Here is a 25,489-nt window from a genome sequence, read left to right as displayed (position 1 = left end):
GGCGCCCGCCCGGTGCGACCATCCGGGTATGGCCCGCCACGCCGAGTACTGTCCGATCGCCGTCGGCGTCGAGGTCGTAGGGGACCGATGGACGCCGCTCGTCCTCCGCGAGCTCAGTGTCGGCGCGAGCGGGTTCAACGAGATCCACCGCGGCCTGCCGAGGCTGAGTCGGACCCTGCTTGCGCAGCGGCTGCGGACGCTCGAGCGGCGTGGCCTGGTGCGCCGCGCCGCGGCCGTGCCGGGGCGGCGGGTCCGGTACTCGCTGACTCCGGCCGGAACGGCGCTGGCGTCCGTGGTCTGGGCACTCGGCCAGTGGGCGGCGGAGTGGATGTTCGCAGACCCGAGCGACGAAGACTGCGATGGCCTGGCCCTGATGTGGCGCATGCACCAGTGCGCCGTCGGTAGCTCGCTGCCCGACCGGCGGACCATCGTGCATCTTGTCCTCACCGGCGCAGGAGCGGCCGAGGGGTGGCTCGACATCGACGAGCGCACCGTGACCGTGTGCCGGGAGGACCCGGGCCGGGACGTCGATCTGACCCTCGAGGCCGAGACCGCGCACATGCACCGTTGGCTGGTGGGGGTCGCGTCCTTCCGCGAGCTCACGGTGGACGGGCACGTGCGCCTGCATGGTCCCGCCCGACTCGTACGGGCGTTCCCGGAATGGTTCAGCACCACCGCCTTCGCGGAGGGGCTGCGGCGGGGCAGGCTACGCCGCGATCAGGAGGCTGTCTCGCCCTGAGATGCCCCGGCCGCGGGCCTCGGGCCGGCCACACCGGCTGGCTCGGCCACGTCGGCCAACTCGGCCACGTCAGCCAACTCGGCCACGTCGGCCGATTCGGCCCTGCCCGCCGATTCGTCCAGGTCTGATTCGTCCAGGTCAGCTGAGTCGGTGATGCCCGCCGACTCGGCGATACCAACCGATTCGGCCATACCCGCCGACTCCGCCAGGCCGGCCGAGTCGGTGGTGCCCGCGGGCCCCGCCGGCCGAGGTGCCTCGGTCGGCCTGGCGGCCTCGGTCTTCGCCGCTTCGGCCTTCGCGGCCTCGAGGCCGGACATGGTGCGCAGCGGGACCTCGCGCAGCATCAGCGCCAGCACCAGACCGAGCAGGAGCACGCCGACGCCGACCAGGAACATCACGTCCATCGCGTCGGAGAAACCGACCATGAACGGGTGGGCGATGGCCTTCTCGATGGACTGGAGGAAACCGGTGTCGTCCAGCGAGCCACTCGACGTGACCTGCTGGAGCTGGTCCGGGTGCGCCGCGACCGCCGCGGCGAATTCCGGGGTGCCCTCCGCCGCCGAGTAGGCGTCGGCGATCCTGGACGGTGCGGCGCCGAAGAGGATCGAGAGGAACATCGCCGTCCCGAGCGTGCCGCCCATCTGCCGGAAGAAGGTCGCCGAGGCGGTCGCGACGCCGATGTCGCGCGGCGCGACGCAGTTCTGCATGGCCAGGACGAGGGTCTGCATGTTCAGCCCGAGCCCGGCGCCGAACAGCAGCATGTACAGGTCGGTCTGCCACAGGGGGGTGTCGGCGCCGACGAACGACAGCAGGCCGAGTGCGACGAGCAGCGCCACGCATCCGATGATCGGGTATCGGCGGTACCGGCCGCTGCGCGCCGTCAGCCGTCCGGACGTCATCGACGCGGCCATGACCCCGAGCATGAGCGGGAGCAGCAGGAGGCCCGCCTTGGTCGGCGACGCGCCCTTGACGATCTGCAGGTACAGCGGGAGCGCGGCCAGCCCGCCGAACATTCCGATACCGACGACCATCGAGAGCGCCGAGCTCACCGAGAACGTGTGGATGCGGAACAGCCGCAGGGGGATCAGCGCGTCGTCACCCATCCGCTGCTCGGCCCAGACGAAGCCGGCCAGGCCGGCGACGCCGATCACATAACAGGCGATCGAGGCGATCGAGACCCAGCCCCACTCGCGGCCGCGCTCGGCGACCAGGAGCAGTGGGACGACCGCGGCCACGATCGCGCCCGTACCCCACCAGTCGATCTTCGTCGACCCCCGTTGGGCGGTCGGGCGCAGCACCCTGTTGACGACGACCAGGGCGATCAGGCCGATCGGGACGTTCACCCAGAAGATCCATCGCCAGCCGGCGAGGCCGAGCACGCTGTCGCGGCCCGACAGGAAGCCGCCGATGACCGGACCGGCCACGCTGGAGGTCGCGAACGTCGCCATGAAGTACGCCATGTACTTGGGACGCTGCTGTGGCGACACGATGTCCGCCATGATCGACATCGCGAGCGCGAAGAGCCCGCCGGCGCCGAGGCCCTGCAGGGCCCGGAACCCGGCGAGCACGTACATGTTGGACGCGATCCCGCACAGCACCGAGCCGACGATGAAGATCGAGATCGCGAGCATGAACAACGGCTTGCGGCCGTAGATGTCGGACAGCTTGCCGTACAGCGGCGTCGTGACGGTGGAGGTGATGAGGAAGGCGGTCGTCACCCAGGCCTGCGCGGACAGCCCGTGCAGGTCGTCCCCGATGCTTCGGATGGCCGTCGCGACCACCGTCTGGTCGAGCGCGGCGAGGAACGTCCCGAGCAGCAGCGCGGTGACGATCGTCATGATCTGCCGGTGGGTCATCCCCCCGCTCGGTGCCGCGGGCGTCGGCGCCACGGTCACGGCGGTCATCGGCAGTCCTCCCTGGTCGAAGGACCCGTGCCGGTGTGGCCCGAGGGTGCGTCGTGGGCGTCCTGGGTCCTTGTCATTCCGGACAGCGCGCTGGTCGGCTTCGTCGTCCAGGCGGGCTGGTGGGCCTCCATGTCGTCGCCGAACCGGCGCAGCATGGTGGCGAAGGTGACGAGGTCCTCGCTGCTCCAGCGGGCGAGCATGCCCTGGTAGCGCTCGTTGCGAACCTGGAGATGATCCCGGTAGACCTGCTCGCCGGCCTCGGTGACATACAGCACCACCGCCCGGCCGTCGTCGGGGTCGGCGCGCCGCTCGACGTAGCCGGTGCGTACCAGCGCGGCGATCTGCCTGCTGACGGTCGACGGGTCGGACTGGACCGAGGTCGCGAGGGCGCCGAGGCGCATCGGGCCGCCCGCGGCCAGGTGCGAGATGAGGATCTGCGCCGCCCACTCCACGTCGTGGCGCGCCTTGGCGAGGAGCTGGGCCCGGGCGCGGGTGAGCCCGCGCATCAGTCGGGCCAGATCATCCGCGAGCTGCGCGACCTGCTCTTCACGTTCGATCGGGGTGTCGTGTGGGGCGGTGGCGATCGTGGGCGCCCTGCCGCCGGGTGCCTTGCTGTCTGTGGTCGCTGTCTCGTCCATGCTCGCGGAGCTCTCCCTGCCGTCGGTGGCCGCGGTGTCTCGTGAACCGCCGGCGTCGACCGGCGACGGCTAACGTGGTCGGCAATTGGCTGCAGCATACAATTAACGCCCCGGCGAATGGCGACCCCGCATCACGCCGCGTTTACGTGATCCGACTCACAGTGTCTCAAGGATAGGTCTGGTCAGAGGGCCTGGTGATCAGTGGACCATGGAGCGCAGCACCGTGTCGGCCTTCAGTGAGAGCTGCTCGGCCTGGGAGAGGAGTGCATCAGCCCGCGCGTCCAGGGAACGCTGCGACTCGGTGAGCTCGTGATCGGTCAGGACGTCCGCCGCGTCGCCCAGGCCGGCACCAGTACCCGTACGCGGGCCGGTGCCCGCATTCGGGCCGGTTCCCGTGTTCGGGCCGGGCCCGTTGCCCTGTGCGCCGCCCGGCTGACCCTGCACGCCGCCGGGGCCGGCGGCCCGCGCCAGTGGCCGGCCCTCCCGGGGCAGGCGGGCGGTGGTCGCCGCCCGCCGCGGGCGTGACTCCATCCCGGGGGCACGCCGGGGCCGCGGCGCCGTCCCCCGGGGCGGTCCGGCCTCCGGCCGCCCCGCGGTGGCATGCCCGGCGAGCTCCGGCTGCCCAGGATGACCTGGCTGCCCGAGTCCAGGATGCCCGGAGTGGCCGTTGGCCTCATGTGTTCCGCCGGGCCCGCGCCGGCCGCGGGCCGCGCTCCGGTCGGCCGCCTTCTTGCTGGCGCCGGCCGCGCCCCCGCCGCCCGAGCCCTTCCTGGCCGGGCTCTTGCTGGCCGAGCGCTTCCCGGGCGAGTCCGGGTCAACCGAGCCCTTGCCGGCCGCGTGCCCGGAGATCGTGGCCGCTTTCGCGCTGGCGGTGTGCAGCGAGTGGATGCGGGCGTCGAGCCGGTCGCGGTCGTCGACCAGCTTCGCGAGCTCGCAGTGGATGCGGTCGAGGTCGTTGTGCAGGCGGCGGCACTGCCGGCGCTGCGCGCGGTCGGTGCTGGCGCGGCGCCCCCGGCTCAGGTCGGTGCGTAGCGTCTCCAGGTCGCGGTGGAGCAGGTCCTCGAGCCGGGAGAGCTGGCCCTGCGACTGGCGGGCCCGCAGCCGGGACAGCTGCCCGGTCACCAGCGGCGAGGTCGCGAGCGTCCGCACCCCGAAGATCATGATTATCAGGCCGGCGATCTGCCCGGCGACGGCGAGCGGCCCGACCCGCAGCATCCCGCCGAGCAGGAACACGCCGATGGCGACGCCGGCGAGGGGCTCCATGCTCACGGCGGCCGGCAGCGAGGCGGGCAGCGGGGCCATCTCGTAGGCGCTCTGCAGGAGCAGGCCGCTGGTCAGCGCCACCACGACCACCGCGTACGTCTGCCACGAGGTCGGCAGCGCGCCGATCCCGGACGTCTCCACGAGCCTGCCGACCCCGCCGACGAGGGCCCCCTGCAGCGCGGAGAGCAGGCCGGCCCCGCCGGCGAGCATGGTGGCGCGGCGGGCCGGGTCCAGCCGGCGGGTGCCGAGCACCGCCCACATGGCCAGGCCGCCCACCGACGCGCCGGTGAGGATCCAGCCCACGGTCGTCGCCGCGTCGACATCACCCTGGTGCGGATCCCCGGCCAGCAGGAAGGTCGCCAGGCCGAGCGCTGTCGCGGCCGCGGCGGCCCAGTCGCGCCGCGGGACCCGTCTTCGGGCCCAGACGGCCGCCAGTGGCAGCGCGAACAGCAGCTGGCACACCTGAAGTGGGGCGACGAACGCGATCGTCGAGCGGGCCAGCGCGGCCGCCGCCGCGAACGTGCCGATCGCCGAGAGGCACACGCCGACGTCCCAGAGCGGACGGCGGACCAGCCAGAGCAGCAGCCTCAGCCGCAGCACGTTCTCGGGCGGCGCGTGGAACGCGACACGCTGCTGGATCACCGCGGATACGCCGAAGCACACCGCGGATACCAGGCCCAGCAGGTAGGTCGTCACCATCTCTAGTCTCGTCCCGCGCCGGGCGGCGCTGTCTGTGAACATCCTGCCCGATCCACGGAACACCGTGGCAGGCGCCTTCCGGAGGATCACCACCGGATACAGGTGGTTGATCCAGCCGTGTCCGGTTGGTGGTCTCTTCGCGTTTCTGACCGCCGACGCACGCGGAGGTGAGGGCCCGCAGGCCACGCCGGAGGCAACAGTATGGGACGGCCCCCCGACCCACGGCCACGCGGGAGCCGAGGTCGCGCCCCCCGTTGACGGTGCGCGGCGGCCCAGCTCACGCTGTCGCGACCGGCACCTCTGGGCGAGCGGCCCTCCTCCGTGAGCGGACCCGGTCGGGGCACGTGCGGCATCCACGCGGCGCTGAGTCCGGGCGGGTGCTGGGCGGCTCGCGGAAATGCCGCGGCCACCTCCGCGAGATCGGCGCACGCTCAGGTCGGCTGGTCCGTCACCGTGACCTGGATCTGCCGGTTGTTCCCGTCGCGGTCGATCCCCAGGGCCACCGTGTCCCCGGGGGCGACCGCCCGCAGCCGCGCGCTGAAGTCCTCCGCGGAGGAGACCGGTTTGCCGTCGAAGGACAGGATCACGTCCCCGGGACGCAGCCCCGCCTTCTGCCCGGGGCTGTTGTCGGTGACGTCCAGGACAAGCGCCCCGCTGTCGACGTCCAGCCCCAGGGTCGCGGCGATCTGGGGTTGGAGGGTGGTGAGCTGGACGCCGACGAAGGCGTGCCGCACCTTGCCGGTAGCGAGGAGCTGTCGGACCGCGTCGACCACCGTCGCCGACGGGATGGCGAATCCGAGGGAGACGGCGCCGCTCTGCGGCGGTACGTACGCCTCGCTGATGCCGACCACGCGTCCCTGACCGTCCAACAGCGCCCCGCCGGAGTTGCCCGGGGAGATCGCGGCATCCGTCTGGATCAGGTCGACCGCCGGGCTGCCCCCGCCACCGCCGGAGGCGGGCAGGATGCGGTTGAGCCCCGAAACGATACCGGCGGTCACGCTGTTCTCCAGCCCCAGCGGGCTGCCGATGACGACGGCCAGCTCGCCGACCCGCGGAAGCTGCTGGCGGAATGTCGCCGCCGGCAGTCTGGTCCGATCGACCCGGACCACCGCGATGTCGCTGATCTCGTCCGCGGCCTGGACGTCCCCGGCCATCCGCCGGCCGTCGGCGAACGCCACCTGCACCGACCCGTTCGAGGCCGACGCGACGACGTGCTGGTTGGTGACGATCACGCCGTCCTGCCGGTAGACGACGCCGCTGCCCAGCTCCGACCCGGCGATGATCGTGACGACCGACGGCTCGACCCGGGACACGATGTCGGGAACGTCCACCGATCCCGCCGCGACCGCCCCGGACGCCGCCCCGGCCTGTCCCGACGCGCCTGCCACCAGGAACGAGATCAGCGCGAGCAGGCAGACGAGCAGTTCCGCTGCCCKGCCATGTCTGGCGTGCGGTCCGAATTCCATCGCTGTCCCCGTCCGTCGCTCCTTGTGCGCTTCCGCCGGCGCCCCGGACCAGACAGAGATGCCCCGTCCAGCCCCGGTTCGCACACCAGCGGCGAACGGATGGTCACGCGGCCAGGGACTGCGATCAGCGCCCGTCACGGCTTCCGCCCCGAGCCGCTCTCCCTGGTCGAGGAGAAGAACGAACGGCCTGGCGAACGCGTGTCGCTGTCGGTGACTGCTGGCCACGCTTGGTGAGATCTGGCCCGTGCGGGCTGTCGTCGATTGCCGACCGGGACGTCGCCGGCCGCGGCTCGGTGTGGCGATGTTCGCGGCCGCTGCGGCGGTTGCGGGGTTGTGCGGTGCGTTCACAGCCTGCGGAGCCGCCCGGCCTCCGGCGCGGATGCCGGTGGCGGTCTGGACGTGCGCGCGGAGAACGCGAAGCTGCCGGGAGACTGCGGGCTCGCGCGGCTGGGAACCGCCCACCAGGTCGAGGGCTGGTTTGACCGGACCAGCGTCGCGCCCGGCGAGCCGGTGCGGCTGTTCTCGTCGACCACGGCGCAGACGCTCACGGTGTCGGTCTTCCGGGTCGGCTGGTACGACGGTCACGGGTGCCGGCTGGTCGAGCATCGGGGCCCGTTGCCGGGCGTCCGGCAGCCGGTGCCGGGCCCGGCACCGGGAACGAACACGATCGCCACGTCATGGCGGCAGACGACGACGTTCGCGACGTCGTCCTGGCCGGCGGGCGACTACCTGATCCGGCTGGACGACGCCGACGGCTGGCAGGCCTACGTCCCGCTGACCGTCCGCGGCCCGGCGCAGCCGGGCCGGATCGTGATCCTCAACGCGGTCACCACCTGGCAGGCCTACAACGCCTGGGGAGGCTACAGCCTCTACCACGGACCGTCCGGGCAGTTCACCGACCGTGCCAGGGTGGTCTCCTTCGACCGGCCCTACGACTTCGGGGACGGCGCCGCGGACTTCACCGGCAACGAGCAGCCGCTGGTGATGCTCGCCGAGCGGCTGGGCCTGCCCGTCCGGTACGCGACGGACATCGACCTGCACGCCGACCCGCACCTGCTCGACGGGGCCCGCGCGGTGATCTCCCTGGGTCATGACGAGTACTACAGCCGGGAGATGCGCGCGGCGCTGACGGCGGCACGCGACCGCGGGGTGAACATCGCGTTCCTCGGCGCGAACGCGGTGTACCGCCGTATCCGCCTGTCGGCGTCGCCAACCGGGCCGAACCGGACCCAGGCCGGATACAAGATCGCCACCGAGGACCCACTGTACGGGGTCGACAACTCACGGATCACCGCCAACTGGCCCTCCCCACCGAACGCCGACCCGGAGAGCTCACTGACCGGCGGCATGTACCAGTGCAATCCGGCCCACGCGGACATGACGGTGTGGAACCCCCGGCACTGGCTCCTGGCCGGCACCGGCACCGCGACCGGCGACCGCATCCCCGGGATGATCGGGCCCGAGTACGACCGGGTCGACGCATCGGTGCCAACCCCCGGCCAGATCGAGGTGCTCGGTCACTCGCCGGTGACCTGCCGGGACGATCCCGACTTCGCCGACGTCACCTACTACCTACACGGCGCCCTCCGGTGCCGGTGTCTTCGACGCCGGCACCAGCGCCTGGGTGTGCGCCCTCAACGACGTCTGCGGTCCCGGCGTCCACGGCCCGGCGCCCCGGGCCTTCACCACCCAGGTCACGGCGAACCTGCTCCGGGCCTTCGCCGCCGGCACCGCCGGGCGGGCGCACCCGGCGGCCCGCGCCGTGCCGACCGACTACCGCGAGAAGGCCGACGGGGTCGAACGCTGAGCGCCGCGCACGCCGTGCTGCTCGTGCCCGGATCGGCGCAGGCGACATCCCGTCGGCGACCACCCGCCGAAGCGCAGGCGGGCCGGAACAATCAAGCCGGCCTTCGCTGAAGTCCGCGTGGACGCGGTACGGGGCCGCCCCCCGGGGCGCCGCTACTGGTACCCCCGAATCTCGCGGAACGCCTCGGGCAGCGACGACGACCGCGCGTCGAACATCTCGCCGCCGGTCCACTGCGYGATGTCGCGCATCTCCTCGACCCGGGCGTCGCCGAACACCACGGTGAACGTCCGCACCGCCCGTGCCGTCCCGGGCAGGGCCGTATAGGAGGAGTGGAAGGCGTCCGCGTCGACCCCCTGGTTGTTCTCCCCGTCGGTCATCAGCACGATCGAGGTCAGGAAGTCCGGTTCGCGGCGTACCGCGGTCTCGGCGTAGGAGTAGGCCGAGGTCATCGCGGTGTAGATCGCCGTGCCGGAGCCCAGGGTCAGCCCGTCGGCCGCGGCGGAGATCGCCGTCAGGCCGGCCGAACCCGGCTCGGGGTCGTCGACGGTGAACTCGAGGGTGTCATGCACGGCGCCGCTGAACGTGATCAGGGTGACGCGTTCGCGGCCGCGGAACCGGGTGAACCGCCCGGAGAGGCTGTCGTCCGTCCCGGCGAGCCCCTTGAGGGTGGTGCGCAGCAGCGCCAGTCGTTCGCCCTCCATGGACGGTGAGACGTCCAGGACGAAGATCGCGTGGCTGGGGCGGCGGTACTCGTCCAGGTAGGAGCTCAGCAGGTGGTCGGCGACGGCGCGGGTCGCCGGGAACGGCAGCTCGGCGGGAAGGTCACGCACCGGCCACGGGGCCGGGTCGATGCGTACTCCCGGTGTCACGGGGCGGCGGTGGGTCAGCGCGGTGATGCGCCGCTGTATCTCCGGCGTGCGCAGCCAGCCGGCCAGCCGCTCGTACTCGGTGCGCCGCTCGCCGCGCAGCAGCTGCAGAGGGTAGTCGGCGGTGATGATCCCGTCCCGTGGGTAGACGAGGGTGAGCGGCGTCGAGCGCAGCCGGCCGGCGTTCAGCGTCAGCAGCTCCGACTCGTAGTTGATCATTCCCCCGATCTGGCCCCCGCCCTGTGTGCCAGCCCGGCCCCCGGGCTGTGCGCCGGGCTGTGCCCCGGCCTGTGTGCCGGTGGTCGCGAAGGCGTCCGTCAGCCAGGCGGAGCTGCCGGCGGTGAGCACCTGGCCGCCGAAGAACGCGGTGAGCTCCGCCGGGCGGATGTCGTCCAGGGTCAGCGCGTCGGACGTGCCGGCGAGCGCGGCGGCGACGCCGACGAGGGCGGAGAAGCCCGAGTTCGACGCCGACGGGTTCGTCATCGCGTAGGTCAGCTCGCCCGACGAGACCCTGGCAGCGACGTCGGCCCAGGTGACGGACTGGTTCCCGACCCAGCCGAAGCGGCGCGCCAGCTCGGGGCGCACGCCGATGACCACCGGGGACATCATCGTCGTCATGCGGTCGATGACCGCGTTCCTGCCCTCGGGGGCCAGCCGCAGGTACCGGTCGGAGGCGAACCAGGCCGCGTCGACCGCCGGGTCGCGCGCGGCGATCCGGTCGACGCCGTCAAGGGTTCCGGTGTACTCCATCGTGACCTCGATGCCGGTCTGCTCGTTGAACTCGTCGAGCAGCGGTTCGAGATCGCGCAGCTCCGAGCCCGCGAGCACCCGCAGCGCCCCGGGGGTGCCGCCAGGACGTCCCGGCGGTGGGTCACCGCCGCCCGAGCAGGCGGTGGCGATCGCCCCGGCCACGAGCAGTGCGGCCAGCCCGGCTGCGGCCCGCCGGATCATCCGGCCCCCTCCTCGTACCGGGCCTCGATGCGGTCGATCATGCGTTCGGAGATCTCCTGACTGGGTGGCTCGACGACGTCGACGAGCTCGGCGGGGCCGGTCGCCGCGCTCGAGGCGCGCGCTTCGCGCTCCGCGCCGGCGGCGGCGGGGTCGCTCGGCCGGAACCCGTGCCGGACGGCCAGCCGGGTCAGCTCGGGGTCGGTGGTGAGCAGCGTCCCGACCGCGTTCCCGGCGTCGGTGAGCGGGACGACCGTGTGCCGGGCGTAGATCGTCGGGGTGGGATAGAGAAGACGCATGTCCGGGGTGATCGAGCCGTCCGCGGCCCGGACCCGTTCCAGGAACTGCGCCTCGTAGATCATCACGAGTGGGGCCTTGCCCATCCCGATGGAGAGGAAGTCGTCGAACGGCTCGGCGGTCGTCGCGTCCAGGTAGCCCTGGCGCAGGAACAGGCCGGCGGCGAGATCCGCCATCCGGTCGGCGGTGCGCGCGTCGGTGACGACCTCGTCGCCGTTCGCGACGTAGGAGACGAGTGCGAGGTAGAGCGCGGCCGAGTTCGACGTGCGGACGTCCGTCGACCCGATGAGCACCGAGCGGTCCGTCCGGTAGACGGCGTCGGCGCCCGGCAGGTCGGACCAGCGGGTTCCCGCGGCCACCAGATCCAGGTAGGCGCGCATGTCGAAGTAGGACGTGCCGCCTTCGGCCCGCACCACCCCGGCGCGGGTCAGCAGGTCGGCGATCGGCCGGAACGTCGCGATCGCCATCGGCGAGGAGAACGGCATGCTGGACCGGGTGACGCCGTGGTCGCGGCGGATGCGGTCGGCCTGCGGGGTGTTGGCGGGGAAGACGAGGTCGTAGCCGGTCAGGTCCCGGTTGGTGGCGATGTCCCGGCTGCCGGCGACGTCGACCTCGAGCCGGTACCCGGCGTCGGCGAGAGCCTTGGTGACGTCGGGATCGTTCAGGAACGACCGCTTCTCCGATCCCACCAGGGCACGGACGGTGGTGAGCTCGCCGCCGGACCCGCCGAGCCGCGGCACGACGGCGAGCACGACGACCCCCGCCAGCAGTAGCAGCACGGCGAGCGCGATTCCGAGAACGCGGGCCGGGTGCACGGGGTGATCGTCACGGATCGGGCGCACGGGGTGATCGTCATGGATCAGGCGGCGCGGCCGTGTCGTTCGTGCGACACGGCACCGGGAGTTCACCAGAATGTCGCCCTCGCGTGGCCTGACCCACCCCGATGGTTCGCGGGCTGGACCGGAGTTCGACCACGCCGGTCAATGTTCGATCTATGCCGCCGTTCGCGGTGATTGCTTCGCTGGGTGCACGCGCCGTCGGCGAGAGCCGCCGCCGCCGCGTTGGAGGATCTGTGGCGTCTCGCGGGGTGGATCTCCCCGGCCCGGACGGGCCCGGCACGAGCACCGGTACCGGCACGAGCGCTGGGACGGGCACGAGCACCGGGAACGGCCGGCGCGGCGTGGGCCGGCGTGGTCTCATAGCCGGGCTCGCCGCCGCGCCGCTGGTCGCGGCCACGGCGCCGGCCGCGTCGGCGGCGGCGGTGGCCGCGCCGGAGGCGGCACCGTCCGCGGCGGCTCAGGGCCGGGGGAACCGGATCCTGGTGATCGGGCACCGCGGCGCCTCGGGCTACCGGCCCGAGCACACCCTGGCCTCCTACGAGCTCGCCGCCCGCCTGGGCGCCGACTTCGTCGAGCCGGACCTCGTCGCGACGAAGGACGGCCAGCTCGTCTGCCGGCACGAGCCGGAGATCGGCGGCACGACGAACGTCGCCGACCGGCCCGAGTTCGCCGCCCGCAAGGCCACGAAGACGCTCGACGGCATCCCGGTCACCGGCTGGTTCACCGAGGACTTCACCCTTGCGGAGCTCAAGACGCTGCGCGCCAAGGAGCGGCTGCCGGCGATCCGGCAGGAGAACACGATGTACGACGGGCGGTTCGAGATCCCCACCCTCATCGAGGTTCTCGACCTGCGTAAGCGGCTCTCGGCGGAGCTCGGCCGCGAGATCGGCGTCTACCCGGAGACCAAGCACCCCACGTACTTCCAGAAGGCCGGACTCCCGCTGGAGAAGCGGCTGCTGGACCTGCTGAACCGCTACGGCCTGAACACGCGCAACGCGCCGGTGTTCGTCCAGTCCTTCGAGACGACGAACCTGGCGGAGCTGCGCCGCCTCGGGCTGCGGACGTCCGCCGTCCAGCTGCTGAGCGCGAGCGGGGCGCCCTACGACCTTGTCGCCGCCGGTGACCCGCGGACGTACGCCGACCTGGGGACGCCCGCCGGCCTGAAGGCGATCGCGGCCTACGCCAACGGCATCGGGCCGGAGAAGGGCCAGGTCATCCCGGTCGGCACCGACGGGAAACTCGGCGTACCGACACCGCTCGTCGCGAACGCGCACGCCGCCGGCCTGCTGGTGCACCCGTACACGTTCCGCGCCGAGAACTCGTTCCTGCCGGGGGAGCTGCGGCGGGGCACCAGCCCGAGCGACTTCGGCCGGGGCATCGACGAGCAGGTGACCTACCTGCGGGCGGGCATCGACGGGCTGTTCACCGACCAGGCGGACGTCGGCGTCGTCGCCCGCGCCGAGGCGGCGCGCCGCTGATCCGCCCGCGCGCCCCGCGCCGACCCTTGGCGCACACCCCGCCGCCCCCGCCAGCCCCGGCCCACGCCGCCGCCCGGCGTTAGTCCCTGACCCGCCCCGTCGACCCGCCCCGCCGCCCCACTCCGTCGACCCGCGCGGGCGAACCGTCCCTTCCGCCCGCGCGGGTACGCACGAGGCCGGAGTGGGTACTGCTCGTAAGGAAAATGCAGCGGTGCGTGACGGTGCCTTTGGGTGGCGGGGTGGGGTCGGTCGACGACCCGGTGCCCGTCGGGTGGTCAGACCGGCAGGGGGTGACCGGTATGGATGCGACCGGCGGCGCGGACCCGCGGGCGGCGGGTGACGAGGGAGCGGACGAGGCGGCACAGGCGCCGGGCGGCACGGTCCCGCGGGCGGCCGGTGGCGCGGTCGCGATCACGGGAGGTACCGGCTTCCTCGGTGTGCGCCTCGTCCGCGAGCTGCTCGACCGGGGGCGCCGGCTGATCCTGCTCGCGCACGCCGGCTCGCCCGACGCGCTCGACCGGGTCCGGCGCTTCCTCGCCGCGACCGGCGCCGGCCCGGCGCTGCTCGCCGACCTCCCGCGCCGGATCCGGGTCGTCGAGGTCGACGTCGCGCAGCCCGCGCTCGGCCTCGACGCCCGGGCGTTCCGCGAGCTGGCCGAGGACGTCCACGCGGTGTGGCACAGCGCGGCGGACACCGCGCTCGCCGGCGATCCCGGCCAGTTGCACCGCGCCAACGTCGACGGCACCCGGCACGTGCTGGACCTGGTCACCGCCGGCCCGCGCCGCCCGTCGCTGTTCCACGTCAGCACCGCCTTCGTGGCCGGTGCGCGGTCCGCCCGGGTCGTCTACGAGGACGACCTGGACGCGTCGGAGGGCTTCGAGAACGCCTACGAGCGGTCGAAGCACGACGGCGAGGTCCTCGTGCGGGAGTGGGCGGCCCGGAACGGCCGGCCGGCGGTGGTGTTCCGCCCGAGCCTGCTGCTCACCGACCTCCCGCCGAGCCCCGATCTCCCGCCGCACACCCTGGACGTGGTCGCGCGGGCCGTCATGATGATCGTCTCGATGGCCGCCGAGGTCACGCTCACCCCCGAGGAGCTGGACGGCGCCCCGCGCCCGACCGTGCGGGTGGTCGGTGACCCGCTGGCGCGGCTCAACGTGATGGCGGTGGAGGACGCGGCCCGTGACATGGCGCGGATCGCCGACCACGCGCAGCCCGCCGCCGCCGCGCGGCCCGCCGGTGTCGCGACCTACCACATCGTCGGCGACACCGAGGTCACGCTGCCGGAGATCATCGACCTGTTCGAGGGCTTCTTCCCCGCGCACCTGGTCGCCGTCCCGGAGCCGCCCGCGGACCAGACGCGCGTCGAGCGGATGGTCGACCTGCTGCCCGGCTTCTCCTCCTATCTGCGGCACCGGCACACCTTCGACGACACCCGGGCCCGCACCGTCCTGGGCGAGCGCCCGGGTGGGCGTCGGATCGACCGCGACTACCTGCTCGCCGCCCTCGGTGTCGGTGACCTGATAGAGCCCGAGCTGGCCGACGCCCGGCCGTCCACCGCGACCGGCGACGGGCTCGAGGTACTGGCCCGGGCCCGTCGGGAACGCGAGCGGCGGTCCGTCCGCGAGCCGGTCACGAGGACGTCCCGATGACCGCCGTCCCGATGACCGTGGTCGCGCCGGCCGAGGCCGAGCTGGTCTGGATCCCCGGCCCGTACCCGGCCGCGTTCGACCGGCCGGGGCTGCTCGCCTGCGCCCGCCAGATCCGGCAGCCCGTGCACGTGCTGTCGGTGCCGGGCCGCGGGCTCGGCGCCGGGCTGGGTGGCCAGGTCGCCGGCGGGGGACCGGCCACGTCCACGGTCGTCGGGATGCTGCCGCCGGTGTACCCGGAGTGGCTCGGTGACCGGGCGTTCACCCAGGCGCACCAGGTCCGCTTCCCCTACATCGCGGGCGAGATGGCGACCGGCATCGCCACCACCGACCTGGTGATCGCCATGGCCCGGGCGGGCATGCTCGGCTTCTTCGGCTCCGGCGGCCTGCCCCTCGACCGGGTCGAGCAGGCGGTGACCACCCTGGCCCGGGCGCTCGGCGGCCGTCCCAACTGGGGTGTCAACCTGCTGCATTCGCCGGGCGACGCACGCCTGGAGAACGGCACCGCCGAGATGCTGCTGCGCCACGGCGTCCCGTGCGTGTCGGCGTCGGCGTTCATGACCCTCACCCCGGCGGTGGTGCGGTGCGCGGCGGCCGGGCTGCGGCGCGCGCCCGACGGCAGCGTCGTGCGCCGGACGAGGGTCTTCGCGAAGATCTCCCGCCCGGAGGTCGCCGAGCTGTTCATGTCGCCGCCGCCCGCGCCGCTGCTGCGCGTCCTGGTGGACGCCGGCCAGCTCAGCGCCGAGGAGGCCGAGCTCGCGGCCGGGCTGCCCGTCGCCGAGGACATCACCGTCGAGGCCGACAGCGCCGGGCACACCGACAGACGTCCGTTGGCCGTGCTGCTGCCGGCGGTGCAGGCCGCGCGGGACAGGGTGGTCGAGCGGTTCGGGCTGCGCACCACCCCCCGGATCGGCGCGGCCGGTGGCCTGGGCACGCCGCGGGGCGTCGCGGGGGCGTTCGCGCTCGGCGCCGCCTACGTGCTGACCGGGTCGGTCAATCAGCTCAGTGCCGAGTCGGGGCAGTCCGACGACGCCAAGGCGATGCTGGCCGGCGCGGACATCGCCGACGTGGCGATGGCGCCCGCGGCCGACATGTTCGAGCTCGGGGCGAAGGTGCAGGTCCTGCACCGGGGCACCATGTTCGCCAACCGGGCGGGCACCCTCTACGAGGCCTACCGCCGGCACGCGGGCCTCGACGACATCGTCGGCGCCGAGCGGGCGAAGCTCGAACGGGACGTCTTCGGCATGGCGCTGGACGACGTCTGGCGGCGCACGGCCGAGTACTGGCAGACCCGCGACCCCGGCCAGGTCGACCGCGCGCGGCGCGACCCCAAGCACCGGATGGCGCTGGTGTTCCGCTGGTACCTGGGCAATTCGGGCCGGTGGGCGCTGGCCGGGGACGGCAGCCGGCGCACCGACTACCAGATCTGGTGCGGCCCGGCGATGGGGGCGTTCAACCGCTGGGTCGCCGGCAGCTTCCTCGCCGAGCCCGCCAACCGCACGGTCGTGCAGATCGCGCTGAACCTGCTGGAAGGCGCCGCGGTGGTGACCCGGGCCCACCAGTTCCGCACCTGCGGGCTGCCGGTGGGCGAGCCGGTGTTCCCGCCGCGGCGCCTCGCGCCCGAGCCCAGCTGAGCCTCGCGCCCGTGACGAGAGGAGCACACCAGACATGACAACCACCACCGCGGCGCGGACGTCGCCGCAGGTGCCTGTGGCCGTCGTCGGCGTCGGCGCGATCATGCCGGGCTCGACCGACGCGCCCGGGTTCTGGGACTCGATCCTGCGCGGCGAGGACCTGATCACCGACGTCCCGCGTTCCCACTGGCTCCCCGAGGACTACTTCGACCCCGATCCGTCCGTGCTCGACAAGACCTACGTGCGCCGCGGGTCCTTCCTGCCGCTCGTCGACTTCGACCCGACCGAGTTCGGCATCCCGCCGAGCATCATCCCCGCCACCGACACCGCCCAGCTGTTCGCGCTCAAGGTGGCCGACCAGACGCTGCGCGACGCTCTCGGCGACCGCTACGAGCAGGCGGACCGCGGCCGGTTCGGGATCATCCTCGGCAGCGGCAACCTCGAGCTCCTCAGCGAGATCTACATCCGGCTCGGCCGGCCGATGTGGTACCGCTCACTGCGCGACCTCGGCTTCTCCCACCTGGACGCGGACCACATCTGCGACTACATGATGAAGGACTATCCGCGCTGGCAGGAGGCGACGCTGCCCGGCGGCCTGGGCAACATCGTCGCCGGGCGGGTCGCCAACCGGCTCGACCTGCACGGCGTGAACTACACGGTGGACGCCGCCTGCGCCAGCTCGCTCGCGGCCGTCTCCGCCGCGGTCAACGAGCTCGCCCTCGGCCGCGCCGACATGATCATCTCGGGTGGCGTCGACGCCCTGAACAACCCGTGCACCTTCGTCAGCTTCTGCCGGACACCCGCGCTCTCGCCCACCCAGGACTGCCGTCCCTTCGCCGCGGACGCCGACGGCACGCTGCTCGGCGAGGGCGTGGCGATGGTCGCGCTCAAGCGGCTCGCCGACGCCGAGCGGGACGGCGACCGGATCTACGCGGTGATCAGGGGCATCGGCGCGTCCTCGGACGGCCACGGCTCCGCGATCTACGCACCGACACCGGGCGGCCAGATCCGGGCGCTGCACGCCGCCTACCTCGACGCCGGCTACAGCCCCGCGACCGTCGAGCTCCTCGAGGCGCACGGCACGGGCACCGTCGTCGGCGACCGCACGGAGGTCACCGCGCTGACCGAGGTCTTCGGGGACGCCCGCCGCGACGACCACCGCTGGTGCGCGCTCGGCTCGGTGAAGTCGCAGGTCGGGCACACCAAGTCGGCGGCCGGCGCGGCCGGGCTGGTCAAGGCGGTCCTCGCGCTGCACCACCATGCCCTGCCCCCGACGATCAAGGTGACCGAGCCGAACCCGGACCTGGGCCTGGAGACCAGCCCGTTCTACCTGAACACGGTGGGACGTCCGTGGGCCGAGCCCGCGGATCATCCGCGCCGGGCTTCGGTCTCCAGCTTCGGGTTCGGCGGGATCAACTTCCACATCGCGCTGGAGGAGGCCCCGCGCTCCCCGGCCCCGGTGATGGTCGGCTCCCCGCCGGCCGCCGGGGCACTGACACGGTCCGTCGCGACCGGGTCCGTCTCGAACGGTGCGGCGCTGAACGGCGCCGGGCCCGTCGAGGCGGCCGGACCGGTGGCGGCGGGCAGCGAGCTGGTGCTGTTCAGCGGTGCCAACGCGCAGGAGATCCTCGACGCGCTGCGCGCGGTCGACCTGCCCGACGAGGACGACCGGTCCCTCGACTCCGGCCGCACGGCGGCGCTCGCCTGGGCCAGCCAGCACCGCTTCGACCCCGGTCAGCCGGCCCGGCTCGCCGTCGCGGCCGTCGGCACCAGGCAGCTCGCGGCCCGGCTCGACCAGGCGGCCGCCCTGGTGGCGCGGCGTCCGGACGAGTCGTTCACGAATCCCGTCGGCGTCCACTACCAGGTCGACCACTACCAGGTCGACGCGGGCCGGCCCGCCGACGATGCCGGCGACCGGCTGGCGTTCCTCTTCCCCGGGCAGGGCAGCCAGTATCTCGGGATGGGCCGGGACCTGGCACTACGCCATCCCGCCGCCCGCCAGGTGTGGGATCGCTTCGGCGTCCTGCGGCTCGGTGACGGCGCTGCCGCCGGGGGCGCTGCCGTCGGAGGCACTGTCGCCGACATGGTGTTCCCACCGCCGGTGTTCAGCGAGGCGGAGCAGGCCGCCCAGCGCGACGCGCTCACCGCGTCCGAATGGGCGCAACCGGCACTCGCGGTGCACGAGCTCGCCCTGCTCGCGACCCTCACCGACGTCGGCGTGCGGCCCCGCGCAGCCGCCGGGCACAGCTTCGGCGAGCTGGCCGCGCTGTGCGCCGCCGGCGTCCTGGACGCCGCGTCCCTGGTCGCGCTCGCGCGCCGCCGGGGCGAGCTCGTCCGCGTCGCCGCCGCCACGGCACCCGGCGGAATGCTCGCCGCTGTGGCAACGCCCGCCGAGGTCACAGCTGCCCTCGGCGCACCCGGGGCCGAGCCCGAGCCCGGGGCCGGGGCCGGGGCCGGCGAGGCGGCCCAGGGCGAGCTGGGCCGGGACGTCTGGATGACCAATCTGAACGCGCCGCGCCAGGTCGTCCTCTCCGGCACGGCGGACGGCGTGGTGGCCGCCGCCCGGCGGCTGGCGGCCGCCGGGATCACCACCCGCCGCCTCGACACGGCCGCCGGCTTCCACAGCCCCCTGCTCGACGGCGCGCGGGACCCGCTGCGCCGCTTCGTCGACGACCTCGAGATCCGGGCCCCCCGGTTCGGCGTCTACGCCGGCGCCGATGGACGTCCCTACCCGAGCGACCCGTGGGCCGTCCGCGAGCGCATCGTCGACCAGCTCACCACCCCGGTCCGGTTCGTCGACCAGATCGAGGCCATGTACGCCGACGGCGTCCGGACGTTCGTCGAGGTCGGCCCCGGCGGCACGCTCACCGGCCTGGTCGACCAGATCCTCGACGGCCGGGAGCACGCGGCGATCAGCCTGGAACGCCGCGGCCAGGACGGCGACGCGACGCTGATGTCGGCGCTGGGACGGCTGGCCGCCCTGGGCCTGGATCTCGACCTCGACCGCCTCTGGGCGGCCCGGGGCGTACCCGAGCGACGGGAGCCGGTGATGACCGTGAAGATCGACGGATCGAACTACGGGCGCTACTACCCGTCGCCCGAGCTGCTGGCCACCCCGGCCGTCCAGGAGACGTCCGGGGACGCCCGCTCGTCCAACGGCTTCGTCTGGAACGAGCCCGGCACCGTACATCCGGACGTCAGTTCCAACGGGCACGTGACCTCCGCCGCTCCGGCACCGGCGACCGAGCCCGCGCCGCCGACGGTTGAGACCGGGCTGGCGGCCGAGACCGGGCCGACCGGGGTGCACCCGGAGGCGGACGCCGGGGCCGGGGCCGGGGTCGGGGTCGATCCCGGGGCTGTGAAAGGTGCGGACACCGCGGGCCGGAGTGCGGCGGGCGGGGGAGCGGAGGTTGCCGAGGCAATGGCGCCACCCGACGGCGACACGCCCGGAGTGATGAGCGCGGCCCCCTTCCCGAGTCCGGCACCGGCACCGGCACCGGAGTCGGCACCGCCGCCGCCGGCACCGGGTCCGACATCGGGCCCGACATCGGCACTGGGGTCGGCGGCTCCGCCGGCCCTGGCCGCCGGTCCGGGGGAGCCGCCCACGCTCCGGCTGGCGCCCGGGTGGCCGGAGGCGGTCGAGCAGACCCACCGGCAGACCGCGGCGGCCCACACTGCCTACCAGCAGCTCATGACCGAGGCGCACCTGGAGTTTCTGCGCGTGACCGGCGCGGTGTGCTCCTGGCTGGCCGGCGCACCGCCCACCGACGGCCCCCACAGCCACCCGCGGGTCGTGGACGGCGTGAGCTTCGGACCGGCCGAGTCCTCCGCGCCGCACACTGTCGCGCCACCCTCTGCCGCGCCGCGCGGCCCCTCCACGGCCGCCGCCTTCGCCGTCACGGCACCGCCGCCCACGCCGGCTCCGCCTCCTCCCATGCCGACACCGCCGCCAGCACCGGCCACGCCGGCGCCGGCGGAGACAGGGGGCTGGGCCACGGCCGCACCGCCGACCCCGACCGCGGGCGGGCCGGCACCGACGGTGCCGGCGGAACCGGCACTCGCCACGCCCGCACCGACTGGCGGTCCTGCGCCGGCGGAACCGGCAGGTGCCGCCCCGACCGCACCGGCTACTGGGCCTGCGCCCGCGGCGGAACCCGAGGGCGGGCCGGCGCCGGCCGGGATGACCCCGGAGGAGGTGACGGACCTTCTGTTTGACGTGGTCTCGGAGCGCACGGGCTACCCGAAGGAAGTCCTCAACATCGACATGGAGCTCGAGGGCGATCTCGGCATCGACTCGCTCAAGAAGGTCGAGATCCTCTCCGCGCTGCGTCAGCAGGTCGGCGACGTCGCGGTCGACGTCAGCGAGACCGACGCGATCGCCGAACTCGCCTCACTGCGCACCCTCGGCGAGGTCGTGGAGCTGATCCGGCAGCGCCTGGGCTCACCGGGCGGCGGCGACACACCCGGCGCCGACCCGGAGTCACCCGCCGACCCGGAGTCACCCGGCACCGGCCCCGCCTCGCCGGGCGCCGATCCCGGCTCGCCCGGCGCGGGCCCGGACTCATCTGGCGCCGGCCCCGAGCTGGCCACTGCCGCCCCGGGACGGCCGGTGGTGCCCCCTTTCGCCTGAGCAGGTTCGTCGCCGGCCTCGAGAAGGCGTCGGCACCCGGCCTGGCCATGCGCGGGCTGCGCGGGCGTCCACTGACAGTCGTCGACGGCGGCAGCGGGGTCGGCGCGGCCCTGGTGGACGAGCTCACCCACGCGGGCGTCGCCGCGGAGCTCGCGGTCGGCAGGCGGCCCGCGGCCGTTCTCACCCGCGCCCGCGGCGGCGTGGTCCTGCTCGGCGGTCTGGCCGGCCCGGACACCGCCGCCACCGACGGATCTCCCACCGGCGCCATGCTTGAGGTCCAGCGGGACGCCTTCAACTGGGCCCGCGCCGTCGCGGGCTCCGGCCTCACCGAGGACTCCGACCCGGGCGGCCGGGGCTCGGCCGTGTTCGTCACGGTTCAGGACACCGGCGGCGATCTCGGGCTCGGTGGAGCGCGGGGAGACCGCGCGTGGCTGGGCGGCCTGGCCGCGCTCGCCACCACCGCGGCCGCGGAGTGGCCCTCGGTCGCGGTGAAGGCCCTCGACTGCGAGCGTGCGGGGCGGTCGCCGGCGGCGGTCGCCGCCGTCGTCGCCGCCGAACTGCTCCGCGGCGGCGACACGCCCGTCGTGGCGCTGCGCGGCGACGGGACGCGCCTGGTACCGGCCGTGCTCCCCGCGGACGAGGACGCGGCCCGGCCGGCCGGCCGGGCCGGCCCGCGGACCGGATCGGCCACCGCGTCGCGGCCCGCGGACGCCGCGCGCACGGAGCTGGAGATCGGCCCGGAGACGGTGATCGCCGTGACCGGTGGGGCTCGGGGGGTGACGGCCGCCGGCGTCGTCGAGCTGGCGCGCCGGCACCGGCCCAGGTTCGTTCTGCTGGGCCGGACGGCGCTGGCCGACGAGCCGCCGGGGCTGGCGGGGGCGCGCGACGAACGGGCACTCGTCCGCGAGCTGGCCCGGGTGTCGGGCACCGCGGGCGGCCCGGCGCGGCTGCGGGCGCGGGCCCGCGAGATCCTCGCGGTCCGGGAGGTCCGGGCCACGCTCGCGGCGCTGGCCGAGATCGGCGCGCCCGTCCGCTACCACTGCCTGGATGTCCGCGACGAGCGTGCCGTCGCGGCCGCGTTCGACGAGGTGCGGCGCGAGTGGGGGCCCGTGCACGGGCTCGTCCACGGCGCCGGGGCGCTCGCGGACAGGCTGATCGTCGACAAGACGGACGACGACTTCGCCCGGGTCTTCGACACCAAGGTCGGTGGGCTGCGCGTCCTGCTCGAGGAGCTCGCCGGCGACCCGCTGCGGCTGCTCTGCCTGTTCACCTCGGTCGCCGGCTGGTTCGGCAACCCGGGCCAGAGCGACTACGCGATGGCCAACGCGACCCTCGACCACGTGGCCTCGGCGTACCAGGCCGCTCATCCCGACTGCCTGGTGCGGTCGATCGCCTGGGGACCGTGGGCCGGCGGCATGGTCGGTTCCCTGCTCGCCGAGGCGTTCACCCGGCGCGGCATCCCGCCGATCCCGTTGCCCCGCGGGGCACAGGCATTCGCCGACGAGCTGACGGGCGCACCGGACGGCGCTCCCGCCACGGCCGCCGGGTCGACTCGCGTCATGATCGCCAGCTGTGACGCGAGCGTGATCGGCGGGGCCGGGCGGGGCCCGGCCGCGGGCGTCCTCGGTGAGCTCGCGGTGCACGCCGGCGCGCAGCCCTGGCTCGTCGACCACAGCCCGGCCGGGACGGCCGTCCTCCCGCTGGCGATGGCGCTCGACTGGCTGGCCCGCGGCGCGCTCGCGCTGAGCCCCGCCGTCGCCAGCGGCGTGACACTGCGGGACCTGCGGGTCCTGCGCAAGATCGCACTGCCCGAGCTGGCCCGCGGCGGCCACCGGTTCGCCGTCGTAGCGGCGCCCGGCCGCCAGCCGGGGGAAACCCTGCTCCGAGTGGACGGCGAGGGCGGCGTCCCGCATTACTCGGCGAGGTTCGGGCCCGACCGGTCGCCGCCGACGTCCGGCGAGCGGTGGCCGACGCCCGCCGGCCTGGTGGACCACCCCGAGGAGTCGGCGCGCCACCGCGACCGCATCTACGGCCAGGGCGCGCTCTTCCACGGCCCGCGTTTCCACGCCATCACCTGGCTGATGGGCATGTCGCCCGACGGCGCCGAGGGGACCGTGGTCGGCGTCGACGAGCTGGCGTGGGGCGGCGACGGCTGGTACTTCGACGTCGCCGCGCTCGACGGCGGGATGCAGCTCGCCGGCCTCTGGGCGTGGCGGGCGCTCGGCGGCGCCATCCCCGTCGCCGTGCGCGAGTGCCGGATCCACCGGCCCGGCCTGCTGCGCGAGCCGGCGCGCGGGGTGGTGCACGCCCGCGGGATCGACGGCGTCCACACCCACTGCGACGTCGCGGTGCTCGACGGCGACGGCGCCCCGCGCATCGAGCTGCTCGGCGTCGAGCTGGTTCTGCGCCCCGACCGCATGTCCCGCTCGCGCTGACCCCCGACGCCGGCCCGGATCCCGCGCCAGCACAGGCCCCGGGCCGGCGTGCCCACCGAGCCGATGTGAGTTGTCGCAGCCACTCCATGCGCTGGTGTCGCAACTTGCTTCGGCGTGGGCTTGAGCACGTAGTTGGTCCGTCGCTCCTTGGGAGGTGGCAAGGTCCGGCGGATCCGGCGGCTGGCCGATGTTGCCGTCGTCGACGCCATGAGCCGCTCGTAGCGGGCCTGTACTGGCTGTCCCGCTGCGGCGCCGCGCCGGCCACCCGCACGACCGGCCGTCTGAAAAGCGGAAGGTCGGCGGTTCGACCCCGCCCCTGCCCACCATCTCTGACCTGGTGTTTTGTCTCTCCGTTGAGCATGTCGAAGATCGTTATGTAGCAACGGGTGTAGCAACGCGAGACGGTGGACGTCTACCGCGTACCCCCGCTGACCTGCATAAATGCTCGAATCTGACTGTCCGCCCTGATATTTCAGGTCGTTGCTACACCCGTCGCTGCAGCGCACGCCCAGCGGGACGCGGACTCGTGGTAGCGGAGCCTGGGCAGGCCTCTGGCCTGGGCCGATGAGCAGCATCGCGGTAGGCGACCGCCCGCTGCAGCGGCGGACGGTCCTGGTTCATGTCATGCGGCCCGCATAAACGTGTCGGCTGACTGTCCGCTTTTCGCGCGATCAAGCGCAGGTGTAGGGCGTGGGCTCGAGCGTGAACTGCCGGCCGAGCGCACGTTCGCCCGGGTCACGTCCGTGTGATGCGGCGCCGCATGGCCGCGCATACCGGCCTTCGCGCCGGGGGCCGGTTGACGGGCACCTCAGCCTCAGCGGAGGGGCCTACCTGGTCTGCGGAAGATAGAGGGGGGATCTGGCGCTGACTCTCAACCCGGTCTGATCCCCAACCCGGTACCGGCCCTCGGCCCGGCGCCGATGCCCAAGCCGGCGCTGATGCCCGCAGCACGCCGCTCTGTCACACACGTGCCCCGCGGCGGGTCATAGGAGCGACAGGAGGTGTCGTCCGTCGGACCGCCCGTACCTAGGTTCACCCACCGGTACGGCCGGTCCGGCCCGGACGGCGCCGCAGCGCTTCCGACCCTTCGCATGTGGCGCCACCGGGAGGTGGCACCCGAAAGGACGAACGTGGCAGCACGCATGAAGAACCCGGCAGCCGTCATCTCCGAGGCCTGGCCGGCGATCGCGGCGCTGAACGCCGCCAGCGAGTCCGGCGACGTGCCGCAGGCGACCCTCGCGCTGGTCCATCTGCGGGTGAGCCAGATCAACGGCTGCAGCGCCTGCGTGGACTCCGGTTTTCGGGACGCCCTCAAGGCCGGCGAGACGCCGGAGCGGCTCGGTGCCGTCGCCGCCTGGCGGGACACCAGCTACTTCAGCGACGCCGAGCGCGCCGCGCTGGCGCTCGCCGAAGCCGCCACCAGGCTCAGCGACCGCACCGACCCCGTGCCGGACGACCTGTGGAACGAGGCGGTCAGGCACTACGACGACCGGGGCATGGCCTCAATCATCCTCAAGATCGCGACAACTAACGTCTTCAACCGGCTGAACGCCGTCACCAGGCAGCCCGCGGACTCCTGGTGAACCTCCTCGACCGACTGAACGCCGCCGCCGGCAGCCCGCGGGCTACCTGGGGCTGAGCCGCCCGCACCCGGCGCGTCCAGGCCGGGGGTGCCACCCGGCACCCCCGGCCTGGACATCGTCGGCTAGTAGGGCTTGGTTAGGTGGGGTAGTAACGGCGTGTTGACACCTGCCTGGGGGTGAGGGTGATGACGCCGGATCAGCTTGCGGACGCCCAGGAGCGGTTGGCAGCGTTTGCCGCGGAGGTGTTCGGTTCGTTCAGCCGGGTTGATCAGCGCCGGTGGGGTGAGCGGTATGTACGGGGGTTGCTGACCGAGGGCAGGCGTAAGTCGATGGAGCCGATGGCGGCCCGTCTGGGGGTGGACCGCCAGGGTCTGCAGCAGTTCCTCGCCGATTCCCCGTGGTCGCATCAGATGGTGCTGGCCGCGTTGGCCTGGAAGATGGAGCCGGTGATCGCCCCGGACGCCTGGGTGATCGACGATGTGTCGTTCCCCAAGGACGGCCATGCCTCTCCGGGGGTGGCCGCCCAGTATTGCGGGGCGCTGGGCAAGACCGCGAACTGTCAGGTCGCGCCGAGTGTGCACCTGATCACCGACGCCGCGTCCTGCCCGGTGGACTGG

Annotated in this window: 15 protein-coding genes; 9 read left to right on the top strand and 6 right to left on the bottom strand. The window is 73.8% G+C overall.

From position 1 onward, the window contains the following. The first annotated feature begins 28 nt into the window (after positions 1-28). A complete protein-coding gene (locus BBK14_RS25335) occupies positions 29-739 on the top strand; it encodes a winged helix-turn-helix transcriptional regulator (protein WP_071065757.1) in 711 nt (236 codons plus the stop codon). Here the strand turns inward: BBK14_RS25335 and BBK14_RS25330 are convergent. The 4 genes from BBK14_RS25330 to BBK14_RS25315 form a co-directional block, all read right to left on the bottom strand. Then, on the bottom strand, positions 718-2,643 hold the full coding sequence (locus tag BBK14_RS25330; RefSeq protein WP_071065756.1) for an MDR family MFS transporter: 1,926 nt from the start codon (positions 2,641-2,643) through the stop codon (positions 718-720). The genes BBK14_RS25335 and BBK14_RS25330 overlap by 22 nt on opposite strands. Further along, positions 2,640-3,281: a MarR family winged helix-turn-helix transcriptional regulator gene (locus tag BBK14_RS25325; protein WP_071065755.1), complete on the bottom strand. Its 642-nt coding sequence runs from the start codon at positions 3,279-3,281 to the stop codon at positions 2,640-2,642. The genes BBK14_RS25330 and BBK14_RS25325 overlap by 4 nt, the downstream gene beginning before the upstream one ends. Positions 3,282-3,479: 198 nt before the next feature. After that, positions 3,480-5,243, bottom strand: a complete 1,764-nt coding sequence (locus BBK14_RS41415; RefSeq protein WP_071065754.1) for a DMT family transporter — start codon at positions 5,241-5,243, stop codon at positions 3,480-3,482. A 431-nt stretch (positions 5,244-5,674) separates the two neighbouring features. Then, the gene (locus BBK14_RS25315) at positions 5,675-6,709 is read right to left on the bottom strand and encodes a S1C family serine protease (RefSeq protein WP_071065753.1); all 1,035 of its coding nucleotides are present in this window, start codon (positions 6,707-6,709) and stop codon (positions 5,675-5,677) included. 399 nt (positions 6,710-7,108) lie between these two features. On the opposite strand from BBK14_RS25315, the gene BBK14_RS25310 reads away from it, so the two are divergent. Beyond that, positions 7,109-8,626, top strand: a complete 1,518-nt coding sequence (locus tag BBK14_RS25310; protein ID WP_241831842.1) for a N,N-dimethylformamidase beta subunit family domain-containing protein — start codon at positions 7,109-7,111, stop codon at positions 8,624-8,626. A gap of 42 nt (positions 8,627-8,668) precedes the next feature. On the opposite strand, the gene BBK14_RS25305 is transcribed toward BBK14_RS25310, so the two are convergent. After that, positions 8,669-10,333, bottom strand: a complete 1,665-nt coding sequence (locus BBK14_RS25305; RefSeq protein WP_071065752.1) for a vWA domain-containing protein — start codon at positions 10,331-10,333, stop codon at positions 8,669-8,671. After that, positions 10,330-11,469, bottom strand: a complete 1,140-nt coding sequence (locus BBK14_RS25300; RefSeq protein ID WP_420849192.1) for a hypothetical protein — start codon at positions 11,467-11,469, stop codon at positions 10,330-10,332. Before BBK14_RS25300 ends, BBK14_RS25305 begins: the two co-directional genes overlap by 4 nt. Positions 11,470-11,807: 338 nt before the next feature. On the opposite strand from BBK14_RS25300, the gene BBK14_RS25295 reads away from it, so the two are divergent. The 7 genes from BBK14_RS25295 to BBK14_RS25265 all read left to right on the top strand — a co-directional run. Continuing rightward, positions 11,808-12,944, top strand: a complete 1,137-nt coding sequence (locus BBK14_RS25295; RefSeq protein WP_071065777.1) for a glycerophosphodiester phosphodiesterase — start codon at positions 11,808-11,810, stop codon at positions 12,942-12,944. Positions 12,945-13,159: 215 nt separating this feature from the next. Beyond that, entirely contained in the window at positions 13,160-14,593 is a 1,434-nt protein-coding gene (locus BBK14_RS25290) for an SDR family oxidoreductase (protein ID WP_241831840.1), read from the top strand. Beyond that, positions 14,590-16,224, top strand: a complete 1,635-nt coding sequence (locus BBK14_RS25285; RefSeq protein WP_198541434.1) for a PfaD family polyunsaturated fatty acid/polyketide biosynthesis protein — start codon at positions 14,590-14,592, stop codon at positions 16,222-16,224. Before BBK14_RS25290 ends, BBK14_RS25285 begins: the two co-directional genes overlap by 4 nt. 34 nt (positions 16,225-16,258) lie before the next feature. Beyond that, complete coding sequence (locus tag BBK14_RS25280) at positions 16,259-20,854, top strand: type I polyketide synthase (RefSeq protein WP_071065751.1); 4,596 nt, start codon at positions 16,259-16,261, stop codon at positions 20,852-20,854. Positions 20,855-20,901: 47 nt separating this feature from the next. Next, positions 20,902-23,289, top strand: a complete 2,388-nt coding sequence (locus tag BBK14_RS40620; protein ID WP_071065750.1) for an SDR family NAD(P)-dependent oxidoreductase — start codon at positions 20,902-20,904, stop codon at positions 23,287-23,289. Between the two features lie 1,130 nt (positions 23,290-24,419). Next, positions 24,420-24,872, top strand: a complete 453-nt coding sequence (locus tag BBK14_RS25270) for a carboxymuconolactone decarboxylase family protein (protein ID WP_071065749.1) — start codon at positions 24,420-24,422, stop codon at positions 24,870-24,872. A gap of 185 nt (positions 24,873-25,057) precedes the next feature. Further along, positions 25,058-25,489: IS701 family transposase (locus BBK14_RS25265; RefSeq protein WP_131802415.1), on the top strand; the 432-nt coding region annotated here is incomplete at its 3' end.

The sequence above is a fragment of the Parafrankia soli genome (assembly GCF_001854695.1).
In the GTDB taxonomy this organism is placed as follows: domain Bacteria; phylum Actinomycetota; class Actinomycetes; order Frankiales; family Frankiaceae; genus Parafrankia; species Parafrankia soli.
This window is presented reverse-complemented; position numbering and strand designations above follow the sequence as displayed.